The following is a 15910-nucleotide window of genomic DNA, read 5'->3' as shown; positions in this document are numbered from 1 at the left end:
GGCGCATGCCTTTTAGGGCCGCATCGGCATGCGGTGACCAGGTCGATTGGGCCGGTGGCTTGGCTGGCCGGCGTGCCCAGGATGCCCCGCGCGCCCCGGTGGTGGCGGTGGGGAGGTGGGCCAGTGCGTTTCCGCAGGTGGCGGCGCCGACGTTGAGGCCCGTTTCGCCTTTAACCGGTTGACCGCCGAGTGCATGGCGGGGTCCGTGGTGTTGGTGTGGCGGGTGCCGTCGGCCTTTACCAGCACGGCGCCGCCGGTGTCGGGGTCGTAGTCCATGTACCCCTTGTTAAACGATCCGTCCCGGTGGTCGTTGTTGCACCTGTGGTGGGTGGGGCACAGGCCGGTGAGGTTCTCGATGTCGGTCGCCCCATACCGCAGCCAGGAAATGATGTGGTGGGCCTCGCACTCGCTCATGGAGGTCGTGCAGCCGGCCCAGGAGCACACGCCCTGCACCGCAAACATAGCGATGCGCTGGCCCACCGACGCGAGCCTCCGCGACCGGCCGAGGTGCAGCGGCACCCCGGAAAGCCCGTCGACGGTGAGCAGGAAGTCGCTCGTGCCGTCCATGCCGAGCCGGACCAGGTCGAAGGCGTCGAGCTCCACCCCGACGTTGGTCTGGAACAGGGTGTTGGCGTCGGCCTCGGCGAGGTCGTCCAACGTGATGGACACGACCACCGACGCCGCGCCGCCGTTCGCGGCCTGCTGCCCCTCTTCGTACTGGCGCAGGATGGCCATGTACTGGTCGTAGCGGCGCTGCCCCTTGGTGCGCGGGTCCCGGTCGCCCTGGAGTTCCTCCGGGATGTTGGAGTTCGGCGCCAGCCCCTTGTCGGTGAGCGCCTTGTACAACGCGTAGTCGGCGCGGGTCATGGACAGCGTCACGTCGAAGGTGCCGTCGCTGTTCTCTCTGCCCAGCGAGGCGTCGCGCTTCTCAAAGCCCGCGTTCGGGTTGGCCTTCACGTGCGGCTTGTTGGCCTCGGCGACCAGGCGCTTCACAAACAGCCGCAGGTCCTTTTCGTCGCGGTAGGCGGCCTGCTCCATGGCGCGGGCATAGATGCGCATCCGCTCGCCCTCGGCGGCTTTGAGCAGTTTGTCCAGCTCGCGGCGGATGATGTCCTGCTTGGCGGCCGGGACCTCGTCGGCACGCTTGCGCGCCTCCTCCTGGTCCTTGCGGCGGCGCTCCGCCTCCTCCTCGGCGGCCTTGCGGGCAGCTTCCTCTGCAGCGGAGTGGTCCTCCTCCGAGCCGTCCTCTGCGTCGAAAAGGTCACCCAGGTCTGGCTCGGGCGGAGGTGGCGCGTCGAACAGCGCTTTTGCGCGCGCGAGGCGGTTGTACGCTTCGCCGCGGGAGATCCCGAGCTTTTCGGTCAGGTACGCGTCCGGGTGGTTCGCGCCGACCAGCTTGCCGGCGTCCGCCAGCACGCACGCCTGCGCGAAGGCGGCGTCGACGTACGCCTTCTTATCCATCGCTCGTTCGAGGCGCGCGATGTCGCGGGTGATGGTGGCGAGGGGGAGGGCCGAAGGGTCGTCCAGAAGCTGGCGCAACTGCGAAAGGCCGTCGGCGACCTGGTCCACAAGCTCGGCGATCCCGTTCATGACACACCCTCCTTCCCGCAACATTTCTCGGGTGTTGGGTGTCAATGTAACAGCGCCTCCGACACGCTAAACTAGCAATCGAACAAAAATTCTAAAGTAGCTGCTTGACCAGGTGGTTCGCCGCCGCAAGACCGAGTCGCGGGTTCGCTTCACGTACGTCTTTCACCGCGCGCACGAACTGCGCTTTGGGGTCCGTGCCGGTCTCCGCAAGCACCCCGCGTGCCCACTCGATCGCGGCGTCCATGTCGGGGAAGAAGCCGACGAGCGATTCTTCCGGGGTCGGACCGGAGTTGAATACAGAGTTGAATACCTTGCGGAGAAAATCGAACATAGAATCCGATTATGCCTGAAGGTGACTCCGTCTATCAGCTCTCCAAGCGCCTCCAATGGATGCAAAACCGCGAGGTCACAGCCACGTCCATCCGCGTGCCCCGCTACGCAACCGTCGACTTCACGGGTATGACCTGCGAGCGCGTCTGGCCGTACGGCAAGCACCTGTTCATGCAGTTCGGCGCGCCAGGCCACCAGCCGCAGATCCTGCACACCCACCTGAAGATGGAGGGCACGTGGTCCATGCATCGCGCCGGCGCCAGGTGGAAAAAGCCCGCTCATGCCGCCCGCGTGGTGCTTTCGCTTAGCGACGCACCAAAGGCCGACCTCGAACTCGTCGGCTTCTGGCTCGGGCTGGTCCACGTCTTCCCAGCCAGGGAATACCAGCAGGAGATGGGCTACCTCGGCCCCGACCTGCTCGACCCGGGCTTCGACCTCGACGAAGCGGTCAGGCGTATCGAAGCCGAGCCCGACCGAGAAATCGGCCGTGCCCTGCTGGACCAGCACAAACTCGCCGGCATTGGCAACGAGTACCGGGCGGAGATCAACTTTTTGGCTGGAACGCATCCGGCGGAGTTGGTGCGTGACGTGGACGTCGAAAAGCATGTGCGTCTCGCGCGGCGGTTGATGTGGGCGAATAAAGACGCCCCCGTCCGCGTGACCACCGGGATCAAGCGGGCGGGGGAGACGAGCTACGTGTTTGGCCGCAACAACAAGCCGTGCAGGCGGTGCGGCACTCTGATTACCAAGGGATTCCTCGGCGGGGAGGGCGACCTGGAGCGGGTTATTTGGTGGTGCCCGCAGTGCCAGCCTGAGCCTGGCGGTCCCGCACCGCACGTCGGATGAAGAACACCAGGAACCCGAGGATGATCAGCACCAGCACCACGTAGATCGCGTTGGAGTAGGTGTCGGCGTACCCGGTGGCCTTCTCCCAGTTGTCGCCGAGGATGTAGCCCAGGTAGATCAGGATGGCGTTCCAGATGCCGGAGCCGAGGGTGGTCCACAGCCCGAAGGTGACCAGGTTCATCTTGCCCAGGCCGGCGGGGATGGAGATCAGCGAGCGCACGCCGGGGATGAGGCGGCCGAAGAACACGCTCGGCTTGCCGTACTTGGTGAAGAAGTTCATCGCGGCGTCCACGTCGGAGGCGCGCACGAGCCACATCCAGTCGGCGATCTTGCGCAGCCGCTCCAGACCGAGCCACACGCCGACGCCGTAGAGTACGTATGCGCCGACGACGGAGCCCAGCACGGACCAGATGAACACGCTCAGCATGTTCAAGCTGCCCTGCGCGACGGTGAAGCCGGCGAGCGGCAGCACCACCTCGGACGGGATGGGCGGGAAGAGGTTCTCCAAGAGGATCGCGATGCCGACGCCGGGGGCGCCGAGGGTCTCCATGAGACCCACAATCCAGTCGATGATGCTCTGCATTGGGCCTATCTTGCCCTACTCAACCTCGAGCGTCCAAGTATGCACCGGCGCGTCTGCCTGGGAATTTTTCATGTACTGGCGTAACACGCGGGCGAGTCCGTCGGCACGCTCCGTGGTCAGGGCCTTCGACCCGCCGGCTACGCGTTCGAGCGCGGCGAGCTGCCACGTCGCGCCATTTTGACGCGCCCGCACGCGCCCCTCGATCACGCTGAGGTACTCGTCGGCGCAGGCCTCGTCCACATTCAGCGTGCGCAGACCCTCGTGCGCAAGCTCGAACAAATGCTTCTCGACGAGCTCCGCCACCGCCACCGTCCCCAGCGTCGGCCACTCCACCTCGGCGTTGATGCCGTCGCGGGCACCGGCGAGGAAGTTCTTGTTGGCCGTCTCGAAGCTCAGGCGCGACCACACTGGTCGGGTCTGGTCGCCGAGTGCCTTGACCAGCCCGTAGTAGAACGCCGCGTCCGCCACGATGTCCTTCACGGTGGGTCCTGCGGGCAGCAGGCGGTTTTCCACGCGGATGTGGCTGAGCTCGCCGGCCGGGTCGTAGATGGCGCGGTTCCAGCGCCAGATGGTGCCGTTGTGCAGGTTGAGGTAGTGCAGGCCGGGGTTGTCGCCGTTCATGAACGGCGCGCCGGCTGCCATGCGGCCCTCGGGCAGCAGTGGAGAGAAGTAGCGCACGTTCTCCTCGAACAGGTCGAACACGCTGGTGATCCACCGTTCGCCGAACCACACGCGCGGGCGCACGCCCTGGTTGATCAGCTCCTTGGTGCGGGTGTCGATGGCCTGCTTAAACACCGGGATGCGCGACTCGTGCCACACCTTGTGCCCCATAAACAGCGGCGAGTTGGCCGACAGCGCCACCTGCACGCCCGCGATCGCCTGGGAGGCGTTCCACGCGTCCGCGAACCGGTTCGGCGCCACCTGCAGGTGCAGCTGCATGGAGGTGCAGGTGGATTCAGGCGCGATGGTTTCGAAGTAGTGGGTGTACTTTTCGTCGCGGCGCAGGTCGATCTTCACCAGCTCGCCGCGCGATTCGAGGATGGAGTTGTTCAGTCCGGCGTAGCGGTTTTCCTGGGTCATCCATTCGTCGCTGTCCAGGAACTGCGAGGTCATCGTCGGCAAGGTGCCAATCATCGCCAGCTGCGACCCGGACTTCTCCGCGGCGTCGCGCACGGTGGCAAGCCGCTTTTCGACGCCCTCCGCCAACCGCGCCAACCCGTCGCCCTCAATCCCCAGCGGAGGGTGGTTCATCTCCACGTTGTAGGCGCCGATCTCGGACTGGTACTCGTCGCCAAGTATCTCCAGCACGGCCTGGTTGTTGGGGTGCGGCTGCATGTCGCCGTCGACCAGGTTGAGCTCGAGCTCGAGCCCGATCGTGCCGTGGTCCACAAAGTCCGCGTCTTGGAGGTGGCGGTCGAAGCGCTCCAGCTCGTCTTCAAGCCGGCGCCGGTAGGTGGTGCGTTGGCGCGGAGTGTAGGACTCCGAAGATACTGCGTCGCCCATTAGCGGTGCTCCCTGTACCAAGTGATCAGGCTGTCGGTGGAAGAATCACCCGTGTCCGGCGCCTCCTCGCCGGCGACGGCGGCGGCGAGGTCGTTCGCCTGCGCCTTGCCCAGCTCCACGCCCCACTGGTCGAAGGCGTTGATGCCCCAGATCGCGGCCTCGACGAACACGATGTGCTCGTACAGCGCAATCAGCGCGCCCAGGCTGAACGGGGAGAGCTCCTCCGCCAGAATGGTGGTGGTCGGGCGGTTGCCCGGCATCACCTTGTGCGGGGCCAGTTCGTGCGGCACGCCCTCGGCCTCAATCTCCTGCTGGGTCTTGCCAAACGCCATGACCTTCGTCTGCGCGAAGAAGTTACCCATGAGCAGGTCGTGCATGGAACCTTCGCCGGTGGCGGTGGGCAGATCCGCCCGGGGTGTGGCAAAGCCGATGAAGTCCGCCGGCACGAGCGTGGTGCCCTGATGGATCAGCTGGAAAAACGCGTGCTGGCCGTTGGTGCCCGGCTCGCCGAAGTAGATTTCGCCGGTGTCGTGGTCAACGCTTGCGCCGTCGATACGCGTGTGCTTGCCGTTGGACTCCATGGTCAGCTGCTGCAGGTACGCGGGGAAGCGGGCGAGGTCCTGCGAGTAGGGCAGGACCGCGTGCGTCTGCGCCTTGTGGAAGTTGCGGTACCAAATGTTCAAAAGCCCCATCAGCACCGGCACGTTCTCCTCGAACGGAGCGGTGTGGAAGTGCTGGTCCATGGCGTGGAAGCCGTCGAGCATGCGCATGAAATCCTCCGGGCCGATGACGGCCATAAGCGACAGCCCGATCGCAGAATCCATGGAGTAGCGCCCGCCCACCCAGTCCCAGAACGGGAACATGTTCGCGGTGTCGATGCCGAACTCGGCCACCTTCTCCGCGTTGGTGGACACGGCCACGAAGTGCTTCGCAATCGCGGACTCGTCGCCGTCGAACTGCTCGAGCAGCCAGCGCTTCGCGGCGTGCGCGTTGGCCAGGGTTTCCTGGGTGGTGAACGTCTTGGACGCGACGATGAACAGCGTTTCTTCCGCATCCACTTCAGCCAGCACGCGCGTCATGTCCGCCGGGTCCACGTTGGAAACGAACTCCGCGGTAATGCCAGCGGTGGCGTAGGTGCGCAGTGCCTGCGCTGCCATGGCCGGGCCCAGGTCAGAGCCGCCGATGCCGATGTTGACCACCTTGGAAATCGTCTTTCCGGTGTGGCCCACCCACTCGCCGCTGCGCAGCTTGGTGGAAAACTCGCGCATCTGCTTCAGCACCGCGTGCACGTCCGCCGTGACGTTCTGACCGTCCACCTCCAGCCCAGCGTCCTCGGGTGCGCGCAGCGCGGTGTGCAGCACGGCACGGTCCTCGGTGGTGTTGATGTGCTCGCCGTTGAACATCGCCTCGATGCGGTCTTTCAGGCCTGCCTCGTCGGCCAAGGCGAGCAACTGCTTTGCGACGTCTCCGTCTACCAAGTTCTTGGAAAGATCCACGCGAAGCCCGGCCGCGTCGAACGTGTAGCGCTGTGCGCGCTCCGCGTCCGCCCGGAACAGATCCCGCAGGGTGGTGCGGGACTTTTCTGCATGGAGTTTCTCCAGCTTGCCCCAGTTTTCGGTGGACGTGATGTCGTGCATGTCAGCCTCCCAGGTGGCGGTCCAGGTCGCGGTTGGGTTGTCCTTGCTCAAAGGTAGCCAAAACGCGCGGGGAGCGTCCGGGAACCGGAAGTGTGTGGATAATGGCGACCATGAGCATTGTGAAAATCAACGCGATCACTGTCCCCGAAGGCGCCGGCGAGGAACTGGAGCGCCGGTTTACCGCCCGCAAGCACTCCATCGACGGCCACCCCGGCTTCGAGGGCTTCCAGCTGCTGCGCCCGGTCAAGGGCGAGGACCGCTACTTCGTAGTCACCCGCTGGGCGGACGAGGAGTCCTACAACGCGTGGTGGGAGGGCGCGGGCCGCGCCGGGCATGGCGAGTCGAAGGACACCGATAGTGACAAGCCCCGCAAGCCGGTCTCGCAGTCCGCGGACCTGCTGGAGTTCGAGGTCGTCTTGGACTCTCTCGAGCAGGACTAGCCCAGCTTGCCGCGGCCGAGGCGCAGCAGGATCTGTGCCAGACCGGGGCCTTCCTCGCCCAGTTCGTCGCGGAACTGGTTGATTATGGCTACCTCGCGCGTGTGCACAAGGCGGGTGCCGCCGGAGCCCATGCGGGTTTTTCCGATGGCGCTGGAGATCTCGCTGCGGCGTTTCACCGCGTCGAGGATCACACGGTCGAGCCGGTCGATCTCTTTGCGGTACGCCTGAATCTCCGCGTCCGATAAGGGGTCGTCTGTGCCGGAAGGCATGCGGATTTCAAGCTCGCTCATGGCTGCTCATTATGCCAGTTCGAACACTCGCGCGGGTCGTGTCGGAGGCGTTAGTACAGTTACGGCCATGACTGATCTGACCCTGGGTTTGAATCCGCAGCAGCAGGCCGCCGTCGTCCATGAGGGCAGCCCGCTGCTCATCGTTGCGGGCGCGGGTTCCGGCAAGACCGCGGTGCTTACCCGCCGCATTGCCTACCTGCTGCACAACCGTGGTGTTGCGCCGTGGCAGATCCTGGCCATCACCTTCACCAACAAGGCCGCCGCAGAGATGAAGGAACGCGTGGGCCAGCTGGTCGGCCCGGAGGCGGAGCGGATGTGGGTGGCCACCTTCCACTCAGTGTGCGTGCGCATCCTGCGCCAGCAGGCCCAGCTGGTACCGGGGCTGAACACCAACTTCACCATCTACGACTCGGATGATTCGCGCCGCCTTTTGGGCATGATTGCCAAGGACTTCAACCTGGATTTGAAGAAGTTCACGCCCCGCACCCTGGCAAACGGGATCTCGAATCTGAAAAACGAGCTGATCGGCCCGGAGACGGCGCTGGCGAACGCCGAGCGCACCCACAATCCGTTCGAGACCACGGTGGCCAAGGTGTATGTGGAGTACCAGCGCCGCCTGCGCCAATCCAACGCCTTGGACTTCGACGACCTTATCGGCGAGGTCGTGCGCATTTTCAAGGAGCACCCGCAGGTCACGGACTACTACCGGCGCCGCTTCCGCCACGTGCTGGTGGACGAGTACCAGGACACCAACCACGCCCAGTACGAGCTCATCCACACCCTTGTCGGCGACGGCCCGGACGCGCCGGAGCTGGCGGTCGTGGGCGACTCGGACCAGTCCATTTACGCCTTCCGCGGCGCGACCATCCGCAACATCGAGGAGTTTGAACGCGACTATCCGAACGCCACCACGATCATGCTGGAGCAGAACTACCGCTCCACGCAGAACATCCTGGGCGCGGCGAACGCGGTGATCGCGCAGAACGAGGGCCGCCGCCCGAAGAAGTTGTGGACGGACCAGGGCTCCGGCGAGAAGATCGTCGGCTACGTCGCGGACAACGAGCACGACGAGGCGCGCTTCATCGCCTCCGAGATTGACACCCTGGCCGACAGGGGAGTGCCGTACTCGGACATGGCGGTGATGTACCGCACCAACAACGCCTCGCGCGCACTCGAGGATATCTTCATCCGCTCCGGCATCCCGTACAAGGTTGTCGGCGGTACGCGCTTCTACGAGCGCCGCGAGATCCGCGACGTCGTCGCCTACCTGAAGGTCCTGGAAAACCCGGACGACACGGTGAGCATGCGCCGCATCGTCAACGTGCCCAAGCGCGGCATCGGCGACAAAGCGCAGGCGATGGTGGCGCTGCACGCCGAGAACAACAATCAAAGCTTCGGGCGATCGCTTGTCGACGCTACCTCCGGCAACGTCGACATGCTGGCCAAAGCCGCCACCAACTCGATCACGCGTTTTGTGGATACGATCCGCCAAATCCGCGACGACATGCCGGCGATGCGCAACGAAGTCACGGGCATGCCGGACCTGGGCGCGCTGATCACCCGCGTGTTGGATGACACGGGCTACCGCGCCGAGCTGGAGGCGTCGAACGACCCGCAGGACGGCGCGCGCCTGGACAACCTCAACGAGCTAGTCTCTGTCGCCCGGGAGTTCTCCTCCGAGGCCGCCAACCAGGTGGCGTACATGACGGACGAGGAGCTCAACGAGGTGATGCAGGAAGGCGAGCCCGCGCCGGGGTCCCTGCAGGCCTTTTTGGAGAAGGTTTCTCTGGTGGCGGACGCGGACCAGCTGCCGGAGCACGAGCAGGGCGTGGTCACGCTGATGACGCTGCACACGGCGAAGGGCCTGGAGTTCCCGGTGGTGTTTGTCACCGGCTGGGAGGACGGGCAGTTCCCACACCTGCGCGCACTGGGGGACCCGGCGGAGCTCGCCGAGGAGCGCCGCCTAGCGTACGTGGGCATCACCCGCGCGAAGGAACAGCTCTACCTCACCCGCGCGATCCTGCGCGCCTCTTGGGGTTCTCCGGTGACCAACCCCGCCAGCCGCTTCCTCGCAGAGGTCCCGGAGGACCTCATCGACTGGCGCCGGTTGGAACCGGAGCGCTCATTCAGTTCTGACGCGTGGGGCGCGCCCACTCGTTCCCGTCCGCCGGCCCGGTCCCGCCGGGGCGGGTCTGGTGCCAAGGTGCACAAAAACCTCAACCTGGCGGTGGGCGACCGGGTCAACCACGCCAAGTACGGGCTTGGCACCGTGATGGCGGTTGAAGGCTCCGGCGTCCGGGAGACGGTGACGATTGACTTCGGCTCCTCGGGCACCGTCCGCCTGATGACGATTGGCGGCGTGCCCATGGAGAAGCTCTAGATCTTGATGCCCTGGGCCGCGAACCACGGCACCGGGTCCACCTGAGTGTTCCCGTCCGGCTTGATCTCGAAGTGGAGGTGTGGGCCGGTGGACTGCCCCTCGTTGCCGATGGAGGCGATCTTCTGCCCGGCGGAGACGCGCTGGCCCACGGAGACGTCGTAGTAGCGCATGTGGCCGTAGACGGACACCTCGCCGCCGTCGTGCTTAATCACAACCCAGTTGCCGAAGCCGCGCGCGGGGCCCGCGGCGATGACGGTGCCGTCCATGACGGAGTAAATCGGGGTTCCCAGGTCGTTGGCAATGTCGATGCCCTGGTGCACGGTGCCCCAGCGCGGTCCAAAGCCGGAGGTGAAGCGCCCGGCTGCCGGGGTGACCACGGTGCGGCCGTCGGCGGTGCGGCCGCGCTGCGGGGCCACCCAGTCGCTGCCCTTCGCGGGAGCGAACGCGGCGGCGAGCGGGGCCTCGAGTGCGCGCGGGTCGTAGACGATCTTGTAGTCGCCTGCGGTGATGGTCGCGCCACTTTCCTTGATGGCGCCCGCGGCCTTCGCTACTGCGCCCAGGGCTTGGCCCGCGTCGGAGACCGTTGCGCCACCCACAGTGACGGTCAGGGCAGAAGCGGGCGCGGGCGCGAGGGTGAGCGCTATTGCCGCTGCGGCCGAGACGGCTGCGATGCTCGAAGTGAGACGTCGGTTCATGTCTGGGGGATACCTTTTCTAACTCTGTAGAGGGCTAGGCGCGGTCTCGGCCACGCACACAGGCAGAGAATCTAACCGGCGAAATGCCCTCTGGCAATGCTGTGACGTGCACGTTTGTTCGAATTTTCGGGGAAGCCTAGGTGTCCGTCCAGCTCACCCGGCGTGTTGCTGGTGAGAAAATTGTTACGCATGGTATTAGGCGTCGGGGGTAGGGGTTTACCCCCGTCAAAGAGGCTGCGCGCGTCAACTGCGCAAAAACGGGACCTCCCGCGCGTCGAAAAGCGCGGAAGGCCCCGTTGGAAAAGGGCTGAAATGTTTAGAGGCCGATGCCTCGGGCTGCCAGCCAGGAAGCCGGGTCGGACGGGGTGGCGCCGTCCGACCAGATCTCAAAGTGGAGGTGGGAGCCGGTGGAGAAGCCCTCGCTGCCCATGCCGGCGATGAGCTGACCGGGCTGCACAACCTCGCCGACGGCGACGTAGAGGGACTGCATGTGGCCGTAAACGGAGATGGAGCCGTCCTCGTGGCGGATGCGGATCCAGTTGCCGAAGCCCTGCGCCGGGCCGGAGTCGATCACGGTGCCAGCGGCAACTGCGCGGATCGGGGTGCCCGGGGTGTTAGCGATGTCGACGCCGTTGTGCATCGAGCCCCAGCGCATACCAAAGCCCGAGGTGAAGGCACCCTCGGCCGGCTTAGTAAACAGCGGCGCGCGGGCGGCTTCGTCCAGGCGGGCAACCTCGTCGGAGTGCTGGATAGCCTTGTCCAGCTGCTCGGTGAGGTTCTCCACCGGCTTGTATTCGGCGATGGAGAGGATCTGCGGGGTCTCCTCGGCGGAAGCCTCGTCCACTCCCGGATCGGCGCTCTGGAGCTCGTCGGCGTCTGCGGCGAGCTTGATGTTCTGTCCCTGCTCGGCGTCCTGGTTGCTGGTGAGGGCACCGGCGACCAGGCCGGAGAAACCAGCGGTGGACACAGCGCCAGTGGCTGCTGCGACGACGGCAACGCGCCCCTTGTTGGGGGACTGCTTGCGGTGCTTGCCGCCCTGCTTCTTGGAGTTGAACATGAGCCCTCTTTGAGATCTTTCGTTGGCCATCTCCTCCGCTGTTCACAGCGGAATCGTGACCTTCCTGTTATCTACGAGAGGTTACTGTAACGAATCGGTCTCGTCGGAGCAAGACAGAAGCTGAAATATTTCTTAAATCGTGCTTATTCGGGCGAACGTTACACCCCCGCCGCGTTAGAGATGTGCGCCACGCCGTTGCGTAGCGGCGATGAACCGCCGCATTTTGCCAGGTGACGCCGCCAGGCAGCGGGCCGGGCGGGTGTCACTGTGGTGGGGGTTGTCGCCGGGGTGGCAGAGTAGGACGCGATGAGCACCACACCCAATCAGAGGCCGCGCCAGTCGGATGCGCGCCGTCAGCGTCGCAAAGGCGCGTCCAAGCGGAAGATCACGGGCGTCAAACGCCCGGCTGCGAACGACAAGGTTCCTGCCACCGCCAAAGAGCGGGTGCGCCACTACCTGCCGTACGCGCTCGTGCCGAACTTGGCGCTGGTGCTCGGGCTTGTCGCGCTGTGCTTCGCGGTGATCCTCATCGCCGGTTGGAGCCTCACGTATTTCCCCGGCGCTGTCGGTGAGGCATGGTTCGCTCTCCACGGCGTGCCTTTGCTTATCGACGGCGTCTCGCTCACCGCAATGCCCCTCCTTCCCGCGGTAGGGGTGGCTGCCGTGGTGGCGGTGCAGGTGCGCAAAGCCACCGCGGGCCGTGTCAGCGTGCTGGATTTGCTGACGCTGCTCGGGCTCGCGCTCGGCCTGCCTGTGCTGGTTAGCGCCATCGCGCTGTTCATGGTGTTCGACGCCTCGCACGTGTACCCGGTGGGGATGCCGCCCGTCGTCGCGGCGTTCGTCTATCCGCTGATCGTGCACCTGGTGGGCTTCATCATTGGCGTGCGGCGCGTGGTGTGGCACGCGCTGGCTAAGCGCAGCGGCGTCCCGGCGGAGGCGGTGGATGCGGGGGCGCACGCGGCGAACCTCATTCTCCGCCTGCTCGCCGCGGCCACGGTGGTCTTCCTCGTCGCCCTCGCCTTCGGCTATGGCCGCGTCGGCGAGCTGATCTCGCAGTTCCCGCAGCTCGGTGTTGGCGGGGGCGTGGCCCTGGTGGTGCTGAGCCTGCTGTACCTGCCCAACGCGGCGGTCGCGCAGCTCGCGGTGCTGCTCGGCGGCAGCTTCGAGGCCGCCGGCGCGGGCGTGAGTCTGTTCGCCACCTCCAACGTGGCGTACCCGCCGCTGCCGCTGTTCGCGGCGATCCCGGCGGAGATGCCGCAGTGGGCACCGGTGCTGTTGATTGTGCCGGCGGCGGTGCTTGCGCATGCGTTCGTCGTGAAGCCTTTGAGCCTCGAAAGCGTCGCTGCGGCCGCCACGTGGGCCGCCCTGATGGGAGCGCTGCTGGGGATCTTCTCGGCTGGGGGTGCCGGGGCCTACGGGCTTGTCGGCTCGGATCCGTTCGCGCTCGCGTTGTCCCTGTTCATCTGGGTCGCGCTGACGGGCGCGCTTGTGCGCGGCGTGGCGCTGGTGAGGCAACGCGCATCCGCGCGCAGCGGTAGTTAGACTTGGGCTTGTGAGTGACTCTGCGAAATCGGTGGCCGTCCTCGCGTCGGGCACCGGCACCCTGCTGAAAGCGATCATCGATAACCAGGAGAACCGCTACCGCGTTGACCTCGTGGTGGCGGATCAAATTTGTCCGGCTCTGCAACGCGCGAAAAACGCCGGCATCCGCACCGCCGTGGTGCCGATGGAGACAAACCGCAACGCCTGGAACGACAAGATGGTGGCCGCCGTGGCCTCCGTCGAGCCGGACTTGGTGGTTTCTGCGGGATTCATGCGGCTGCTCGGCCCGGCATTCGTGCAGGAGTTTGAGGGGCGCACGATTAACGCCCACCCGTCCCTGTTGCCCTCATTCCCGGGCGCGCACGCGGTGCGTGACGCACTGGAACACGGCGTGAAGGTCACCGGCTGCACGGTGCACTACGTGGACGCAGGCCTGGACAGCGGCGAGATCATCGCCCAGCGCGCCGTCGAGGTGCAGCCGGGGGACACGGAGTCGGAGCTCCACGAACGCATTAAGAAGGTTGAGCGCGAACAGCTCGTTCACCTGCTGCACAACCTCGAAATTGCCAACGGAAAGGCTATATTCAATGTCTAAGCGGGAAATCAAGCGCGCGCTGATCAGCGTCTACGACAAGACCGGGCTGGAGGAGCTGGCCCGCGCGCTGGGCCAGGCGGGCGTGGAGATCGTCTCCACCGGCTCCACCGCCCAGCGCATCGCCGACGCGGGCGTTTCCGTCACCGAGGTCGCGGACGTGACCGGCTTCCCTGAGGTGCTCGACGGCCGCGTGAAGACGCTGCATCCGCGCGTGCACTCCGGCATCCTTGCGGACCTGCGCAAGGACAGCCACGTTGACCAGTTGCAAGAGCTGGGCATCGAGCCGTTCGACCTCGTCGTGGTCAACCTCTACCCGTTCGAGGAGACCGTCGCCTCCGGCGCCACCTTCGACGAGTGCGTCGAGCAGATCGACATCGGTGGGCCGTCCATGGTCCGCGCCGCGGCGAAGAACCACCCGTCGGTCGCCGTCGTGACCTCGCCCGCGCGCTACGGCGAGGTCGTGGAGGCGGTCAAGGGCGGCGGCTTCGACCTTGAGCAGCGCAAGCAGCTTGCGCTCGAGGCGTTTACGCACACTGCGCTTTACGACGCCGCGGTCTCCTCCTGGCTGTCCAACCAGCTGGGCGCGGACGCCTCCGGCGCCAGCGAGAGTGCCACCGACTTGCGCTACGGCGAGAACCCGCACCAGGCAGCGCGCCTGGAAAACGAGGGCTGGGGTCTGGCCGCCGCCACCCAGCACGGCGGCAAGGAGATGAGCTACAACAACTACCAGGACGCCGACGCCGCGTGGCGCGCCGCCTGGGACCACGAGCGCCCGTGCGTGGCGATCATCAAGCACGCCAACCCGTGCGGCGTGGCAGTGTCCGACACCTCTATCGCGGACGCGCACAAGAAGGCGCATGCCTGCGACCCGGTGTCGGCCTACGGCGGCGTAATCGCCTGCAACCGCGAGGTCACCCTGGAGCTGGCGGAGCAGATCAAGCCGATCTTCACCGAGGTCGTCATCGCGCCGTCCTACGCCGCGGACGCACTTGAGCTGCTGCAGACGAAGAAGAACCTGCGCATCCTCGAGGTCGAGCCGAAGCAGCAGGGCGAGGAGCGCAAGCAGATCGCCGGCGGCTGGCTCGTGCAGGAGCGCGACCGCTTCCAGGCCGAGGGCGACACCGCCGCCAACTGGACCCTCGCCGCGGGCGAGGCGGCGGACGAGCAGACTCTTGCCGACCTCGAATTCGCGTGGCGCGCAGTGCGCTGCGTGAAGTCGAACGCGATTCTGATCGCGTCCGAGGGGGCGTCGGTAGGCATTGGCATGGGCCAGGTCAACCGCGTGGACTCCGCAAAGCTCGCCGTGGACCGCGCCAACACCCTCGACGAGGGGCGCAACCGCACCAACGGCGCCGTGGCCGCCTCCGACGCGTTCTTCCCGTTCGCGGACGGGTTCCAGCTGCTGGCTGACTCCGGCGTGAAGGCCGTGGTGCAGCCAGGCGGCTCCATCCGCGACGAGGAAGTCATCGCTGCCGCTGAGGCCGCCGGCGTGACCATGTACCTGACCGGCACCCGCCACTTCGCCCACTAGAAAGACCGTTTCCCGTGCCCTCCAAAGTTGCAGCCCTGGCCCTGACCGCGGGCCTGGCTTTTCCCATGTCATCGGTGCCGACCTACACGGCGATCGACCAGATTCCCGTCATCGGCCAGCCGATCGTCCAGGCCTACAACCAGCTGCCACCGCAGGTGAAAAACGCCATCCGTCTGCCGCTGCCGCTGACCACCCCGGAGCCCGGCAAGTCGCAGCACGTCGCGCCCGCAGTCGACGTCCAGGCGCAGCTGGACCGCCTCGTGGCGGACGTGGTGGGGCGCCACGGCGGCCGCGCCGCGGTGTCGGTAGGCGGCCTCACCGCCGGCGATAACCGGCCGGAGCCCGCGTTTTCCACCATGAAGGTGCCGCTGGCCATCGCCGCGCTGCGCCAGAGCCAGGCGTTCTACCCGGACGCAGAGGCCGCGGTGACCCGCTCCGATAACCCCGCGGCACACCGCATGTTCGGCCAAGTTCCGGCGGCTAGCTACGAGGGAGTGATCCGGGAGGCGGGGGCGCGCACGTCCACCCCGGCCGGCTACCAAATGGGCACGATGTGGACCACCAGCGACCAGGCTGCATTCGCCTCCGGGCTGCGCTGCGTGGCGGGGCACGAGCCGGTACTGGACATGATGGGCCGCATCGTGGACTACCAGCACTGGGGCTTGGGCCGCATCGGCGGCGCCCGCTACAAGGGCGGCTGGAACTACCACGAGGGCGGGCACCTGGCCCGCCAGTTCGGCCTGATCCCGGGCCCGAACGGTGACATCGCCGTGGCGATCACCGCCCACAGCCCGAAGGGCCACGAGGGCAGCTTCGCCATGCTGGACGAGCTCGCAAACGGGTTGAGCGCCATGCGTGGCGACCTGCCTACGTCGCGTTGCTAGGGATGCG

General features: G+C 66.3%; 15 protein-coding genes. 7 read left to right on the top strand and 8 right to left on the bottom strand.

The window, feature by feature from the left end; all coding sequences use genetic code 11:
- Positions 1 to 12: 12 nt before the first annotated feature.
- Entirely contained in the window at positions 13 to 1590 is a 1578-nt protein-coding gene (locus QP996_RS10610; RefSeq protein WP_284872577.1) for an HNH endonuclease signature motif containing protein, read from the bottom strand.
- Positions 1591 to 1681: 91 nt separating this feature from the next.
- Positions 1682 to 1921 carry a YciI family protein gene (locus QP996_RS10605; protein WP_284872576.1) on the bottom strand — a complete coding sequence of 80 codons (240 nt, stop codon included), beginning with the start codon at positions 1919 to 1921 and terminating at the stop codon, positions 1682 to 1684.
- A gap of 11 nt (positions 1922 to 1932) precedes the next feature.
- On the opposite strand from QP996_RS10605, the gene QP996_RS10600 reads away from it, so the two are divergent.
- Positions 1933 to 2766 (top strand): DNA-formamidopyrimidine glycosylase family protein, encoded by an 834-nt coding sequence (locus QP996_RS10600; RefSeq protein WP_284872575.1) that lies wholly within the window; start codon positions 1933 to 1935, stop codon positions 2764 to 2766.
- Here QP996_RS10600 and QP996_RS10595 read toward each other — a convergent pair.
- Genes QP996_RS10595 through pgi form a run of 3 tightly spaced genes read right to left on the bottom strand, consistent with a single transcriptional unit; the run spans position 2705 to position 6489 of the window.
- On the bottom strand, positions 2705 to 3349 hold the full coding sequence (locus QP996_RS10595) for a DedA family protein (RefSeq protein ID WP_284872574.1): 645 nt from the start codon (positions 3347 to 3349) through the stop codon (positions 2705 to 2707). The two genes, QP996_RS10600 and QP996_RS10595, sit on opposite strands and share 62 nt — an antisense overlap.
- Positions 3350 to 3364: 15 nt before the next feature.
- Positions 3365 to 4852, bottom strand: coding sequence for a glutamate-cysteine ligase family protein (locus tag QP996_RS10590; RefSeq protein WP_284872573.1), 1488 nt, complete (start codon positions 4850 to 4852; stop codon positions 3365 to 3367).
- Positions 4852 to 6489 (bottom strand): glucose-6-phosphate isomerase, encoded by a 1638-nt coding sequence (pgi, locus tag QP996_RS10585; protein ID WP_284872572.1) that lies wholly within the window; start codon positions 6487 to 6489, stop codon positions 4852 to 4854. The genes QP996_RS10590 and pgi overlap by 1 nt, the downstream gene beginning before the upstream one ends.
- 110 nt (positions 6490 to 6599) lie before the next feature.
- On the opposite strand from pgi, the gene QP996_RS10580 reads away from it, so the two are divergent.
- On the top strand, positions 6600 to 6929 hold the full coding sequence (locus tag QP996_RS10580; RefSeq protein ID WP_284872571.1) for an antibiotic biosynthesis monooxygenase family protein: 330 nt from the start codon (positions 6600 to 6602) through the stop codon (positions 6927 to 6929).
- Here QP996_RS10580 and QP996_RS10575 read toward each other — a convergent pair.
- Positions 6926 to 7219, bottom strand: coding sequence for a chorismate mutase (locus tag QP996_RS10575; RefSeq protein ID WP_070472910.1), 294 nt, complete (start codon positions 7217 to 7219; stop codon positions 6926 to 6928). The two genes, QP996_RS10580 and QP996_RS10575, sit on opposite strands and share 4 nt — an antisense overlap.
- On the opposite strand from QP996_RS10575, the gene pcrA reads away from it, so the two are divergent.
- Positions 7158 to 9599 (top strand): DNA helicase PcrA, encoded by a 2442-nt coding sequence (pcrA, locus tag QP996_RS10570; protein WP_502870229.1) that lies wholly within the window; start codon positions 7158 to 7160, stop codon positions 9597 to 9599. The two genes, QP996_RS10575 and pcrA, sit on opposite strands and share 62 nt — an antisense overlap.
- Here the strand turns inward: pcrA and QP996_RS10565 are convergent.
- Together QP996_RS10565 and QP996_RS10560 are read right to left on the bottom strand one after the other, a co-directional pair.
- Entirely contained in the window at positions 9596 to 10294 is a 699-nt protein-coding gene (locus QP996_RS10565) for a M23 family metallopeptidase (protein ID WP_284872569.1), read from the bottom strand. The two genes, pcrA and QP996_RS10565, sit on opposite strands and share 4 nt — an antisense overlap.
- A gap of 316 nt (positions 10295 to 10610) precedes the next feature.
- Complete coding sequence (locus QP996_RS10560) at positions 10611 to 11351, bottom strand: M23 family metallopeptidase (RefSeq protein ID WP_284872568.1); 741 nt, start codon at positions 11349 to 11351, stop codon at positions 10611 to 10613.
- Between the two features lie 306 nt (positions 11352 to 11657).
- Here QP996_RS10560 and QP996_RS10555 point away from each other — a divergent pair, with 306 nt between their 5' ends.
- The 4 genes from QP996_RS10555 to QP996_RS10540 are packed head-to-tail and all read left to right on the top strand — an operon-like array spanning position 11658 to position 15903.
- On the top strand, positions 11658 to 12893 hold the full coding sequence (locus tag QP996_RS10555) for a cell division protein PerM (protein WP_284872567.1): 1236 nt from the start codon (positions 11658 to 11660) through the stop codon (positions 12891 to 12893).
- A gap of 10 nt (positions 12894 to 12903) precedes the next feature.
- On the top strand, positions 12904 to 13488 hold the full coding sequence (gene purN / locus QP996_RS10550) for a phosphoribosylglycinamide formyltransferase (protein ID WP_284872566.1): 585 nt from the start codon (positions 12904 to 12906) through the stop codon (positions 13486 to 13488).
- Positions 13481 to 15019: a bifunctional phosphoribosylaminoimidazolecarboxamide formyltransferase/IMP cyclohydrolase gene (purH, locus tag QP996_RS10545; RefSeq protein ID WP_284872565.1), complete on the top strand. Its 1539-nt coding sequence runs from the start codon at positions 13481 to 13483 to the stop codon at positions 15017 to 15019. Before purN ends, purH begins: the two co-directional genes overlap by 8 nt.
- A 14-nt stretch (positions 15020 to 15033) precedes the next feature.
- Positions 15034 to 15903, top strand: coding sequence for a serine hydrolase (locus tag QP996_RS10540; protein ID WP_284872564.1), 870 nt, complete (start codon positions 15034 to 15036; stop codon positions 15901 to 15903).
- Positions 15904 to 15910: the final 7 nt, after the last annotated feature.

The sequence above is a fragment of the Corynebacterium sp. MSK008 genome (assembly GCF_030232585.1).
Taxonomy (GTDB): domain Bacteria; phylum Actinomycetota; class Actinomycetes; order Mycobacteriales; family Mycobacteriaceae; genus Corynebacterium.
The sequence above is the reverse complement of the archived record's forward strand: the minus strand, read 5'-3'. Positions and strand labels throughout refer to the sequence as shown.

Excerpts from the sequence above, each read along its gene's own strand:
- QP996_RS10555 (WP_284872567.1), top strand. The coding sequence starts at position 11,658 with ATGAGCACCACACCCAATCAGAGGCCGCGCCAGTCGGATGCGCGCCGT.
- QP996_RS10600 (WP_284872575.1), top strand. The coding sequence starts at position 1,933 with ATGCCTGAAGGTGACTCCGTCTATCAGCTCTCCAAGCGCCTCCAATGG.
- QP996_RS10610 (WP_284872577.1), bottom strand. The coding sequence starts at position 1,590 with ATGAACGGGATCGCCGAGCTTGTGGACCAGGTCGCCGACGGCCTTTCG.
- QP996_RS10605 (WP_284872576.1), bottom strand. The coding sequence starts at position 1,921 with ATGTTCGATTTTCTCCGCAAGGTATTCAACTCTGTATTCAACTCCGGT.
- pgi (WP_284872572.1), bottom strand. The coding sequence starts at position 6,489 with ATGCACGACATCACGTCCACCGAAAACTGGGGCAAGCTGGAGAAACTC.
- QP996_RS10590 (WP_284872573.1), bottom strand. The coding sequence starts at position 4,852 with ATGGGCGACGCAGTATCTTCGGAGTCCTACACTCCGCGCCAACGCACC.
- purH (WP_284872565.1), top strand. The coding sequence starts at position 13,481 with ATGTCTAAGCGGGAAATCAAGCGCGCGCTGATCAGCGTCTACGACAAG.
- QP996_RS10580 (WP_284872571.1), top strand. The coding sequence starts at position 6,600 with ATGAGCATTGTGAAAATCAACGCGATCACTGTCCCCGAAGGCGCCGGC.
- QP996_RS10560 (WP_284872568.1), bottom strand. The coding sequence starts at position 11,351 with ATGTTCAACTCCAAGAAGCAGGGCGGCAAGCACCGCAAGCAGTCCCCC.
- QP996_RS10575 (WP_070472910.1), bottom strand. The coding sequence starts at position 7,219 with ATGAGCGAGCTTGAAATCCGCATGCCTTCCGGCACAGACGACCCCTTA.
- QP996_RS10595 (WP_284872574.1), bottom strand. The coding sequence starts at position 3,349 with ATGCAGAGCATCATCGACTGGATTGTGGGTCTCATGGAGACCCTCGGC.
- QP996_RS10565 (WP_284872569.1), bottom strand. The coding sequence starts at position 10,294 with ATGAACCGACGTCTCACTTCGAGCATCGCAGCCGTCTCGGCCGCAGCG.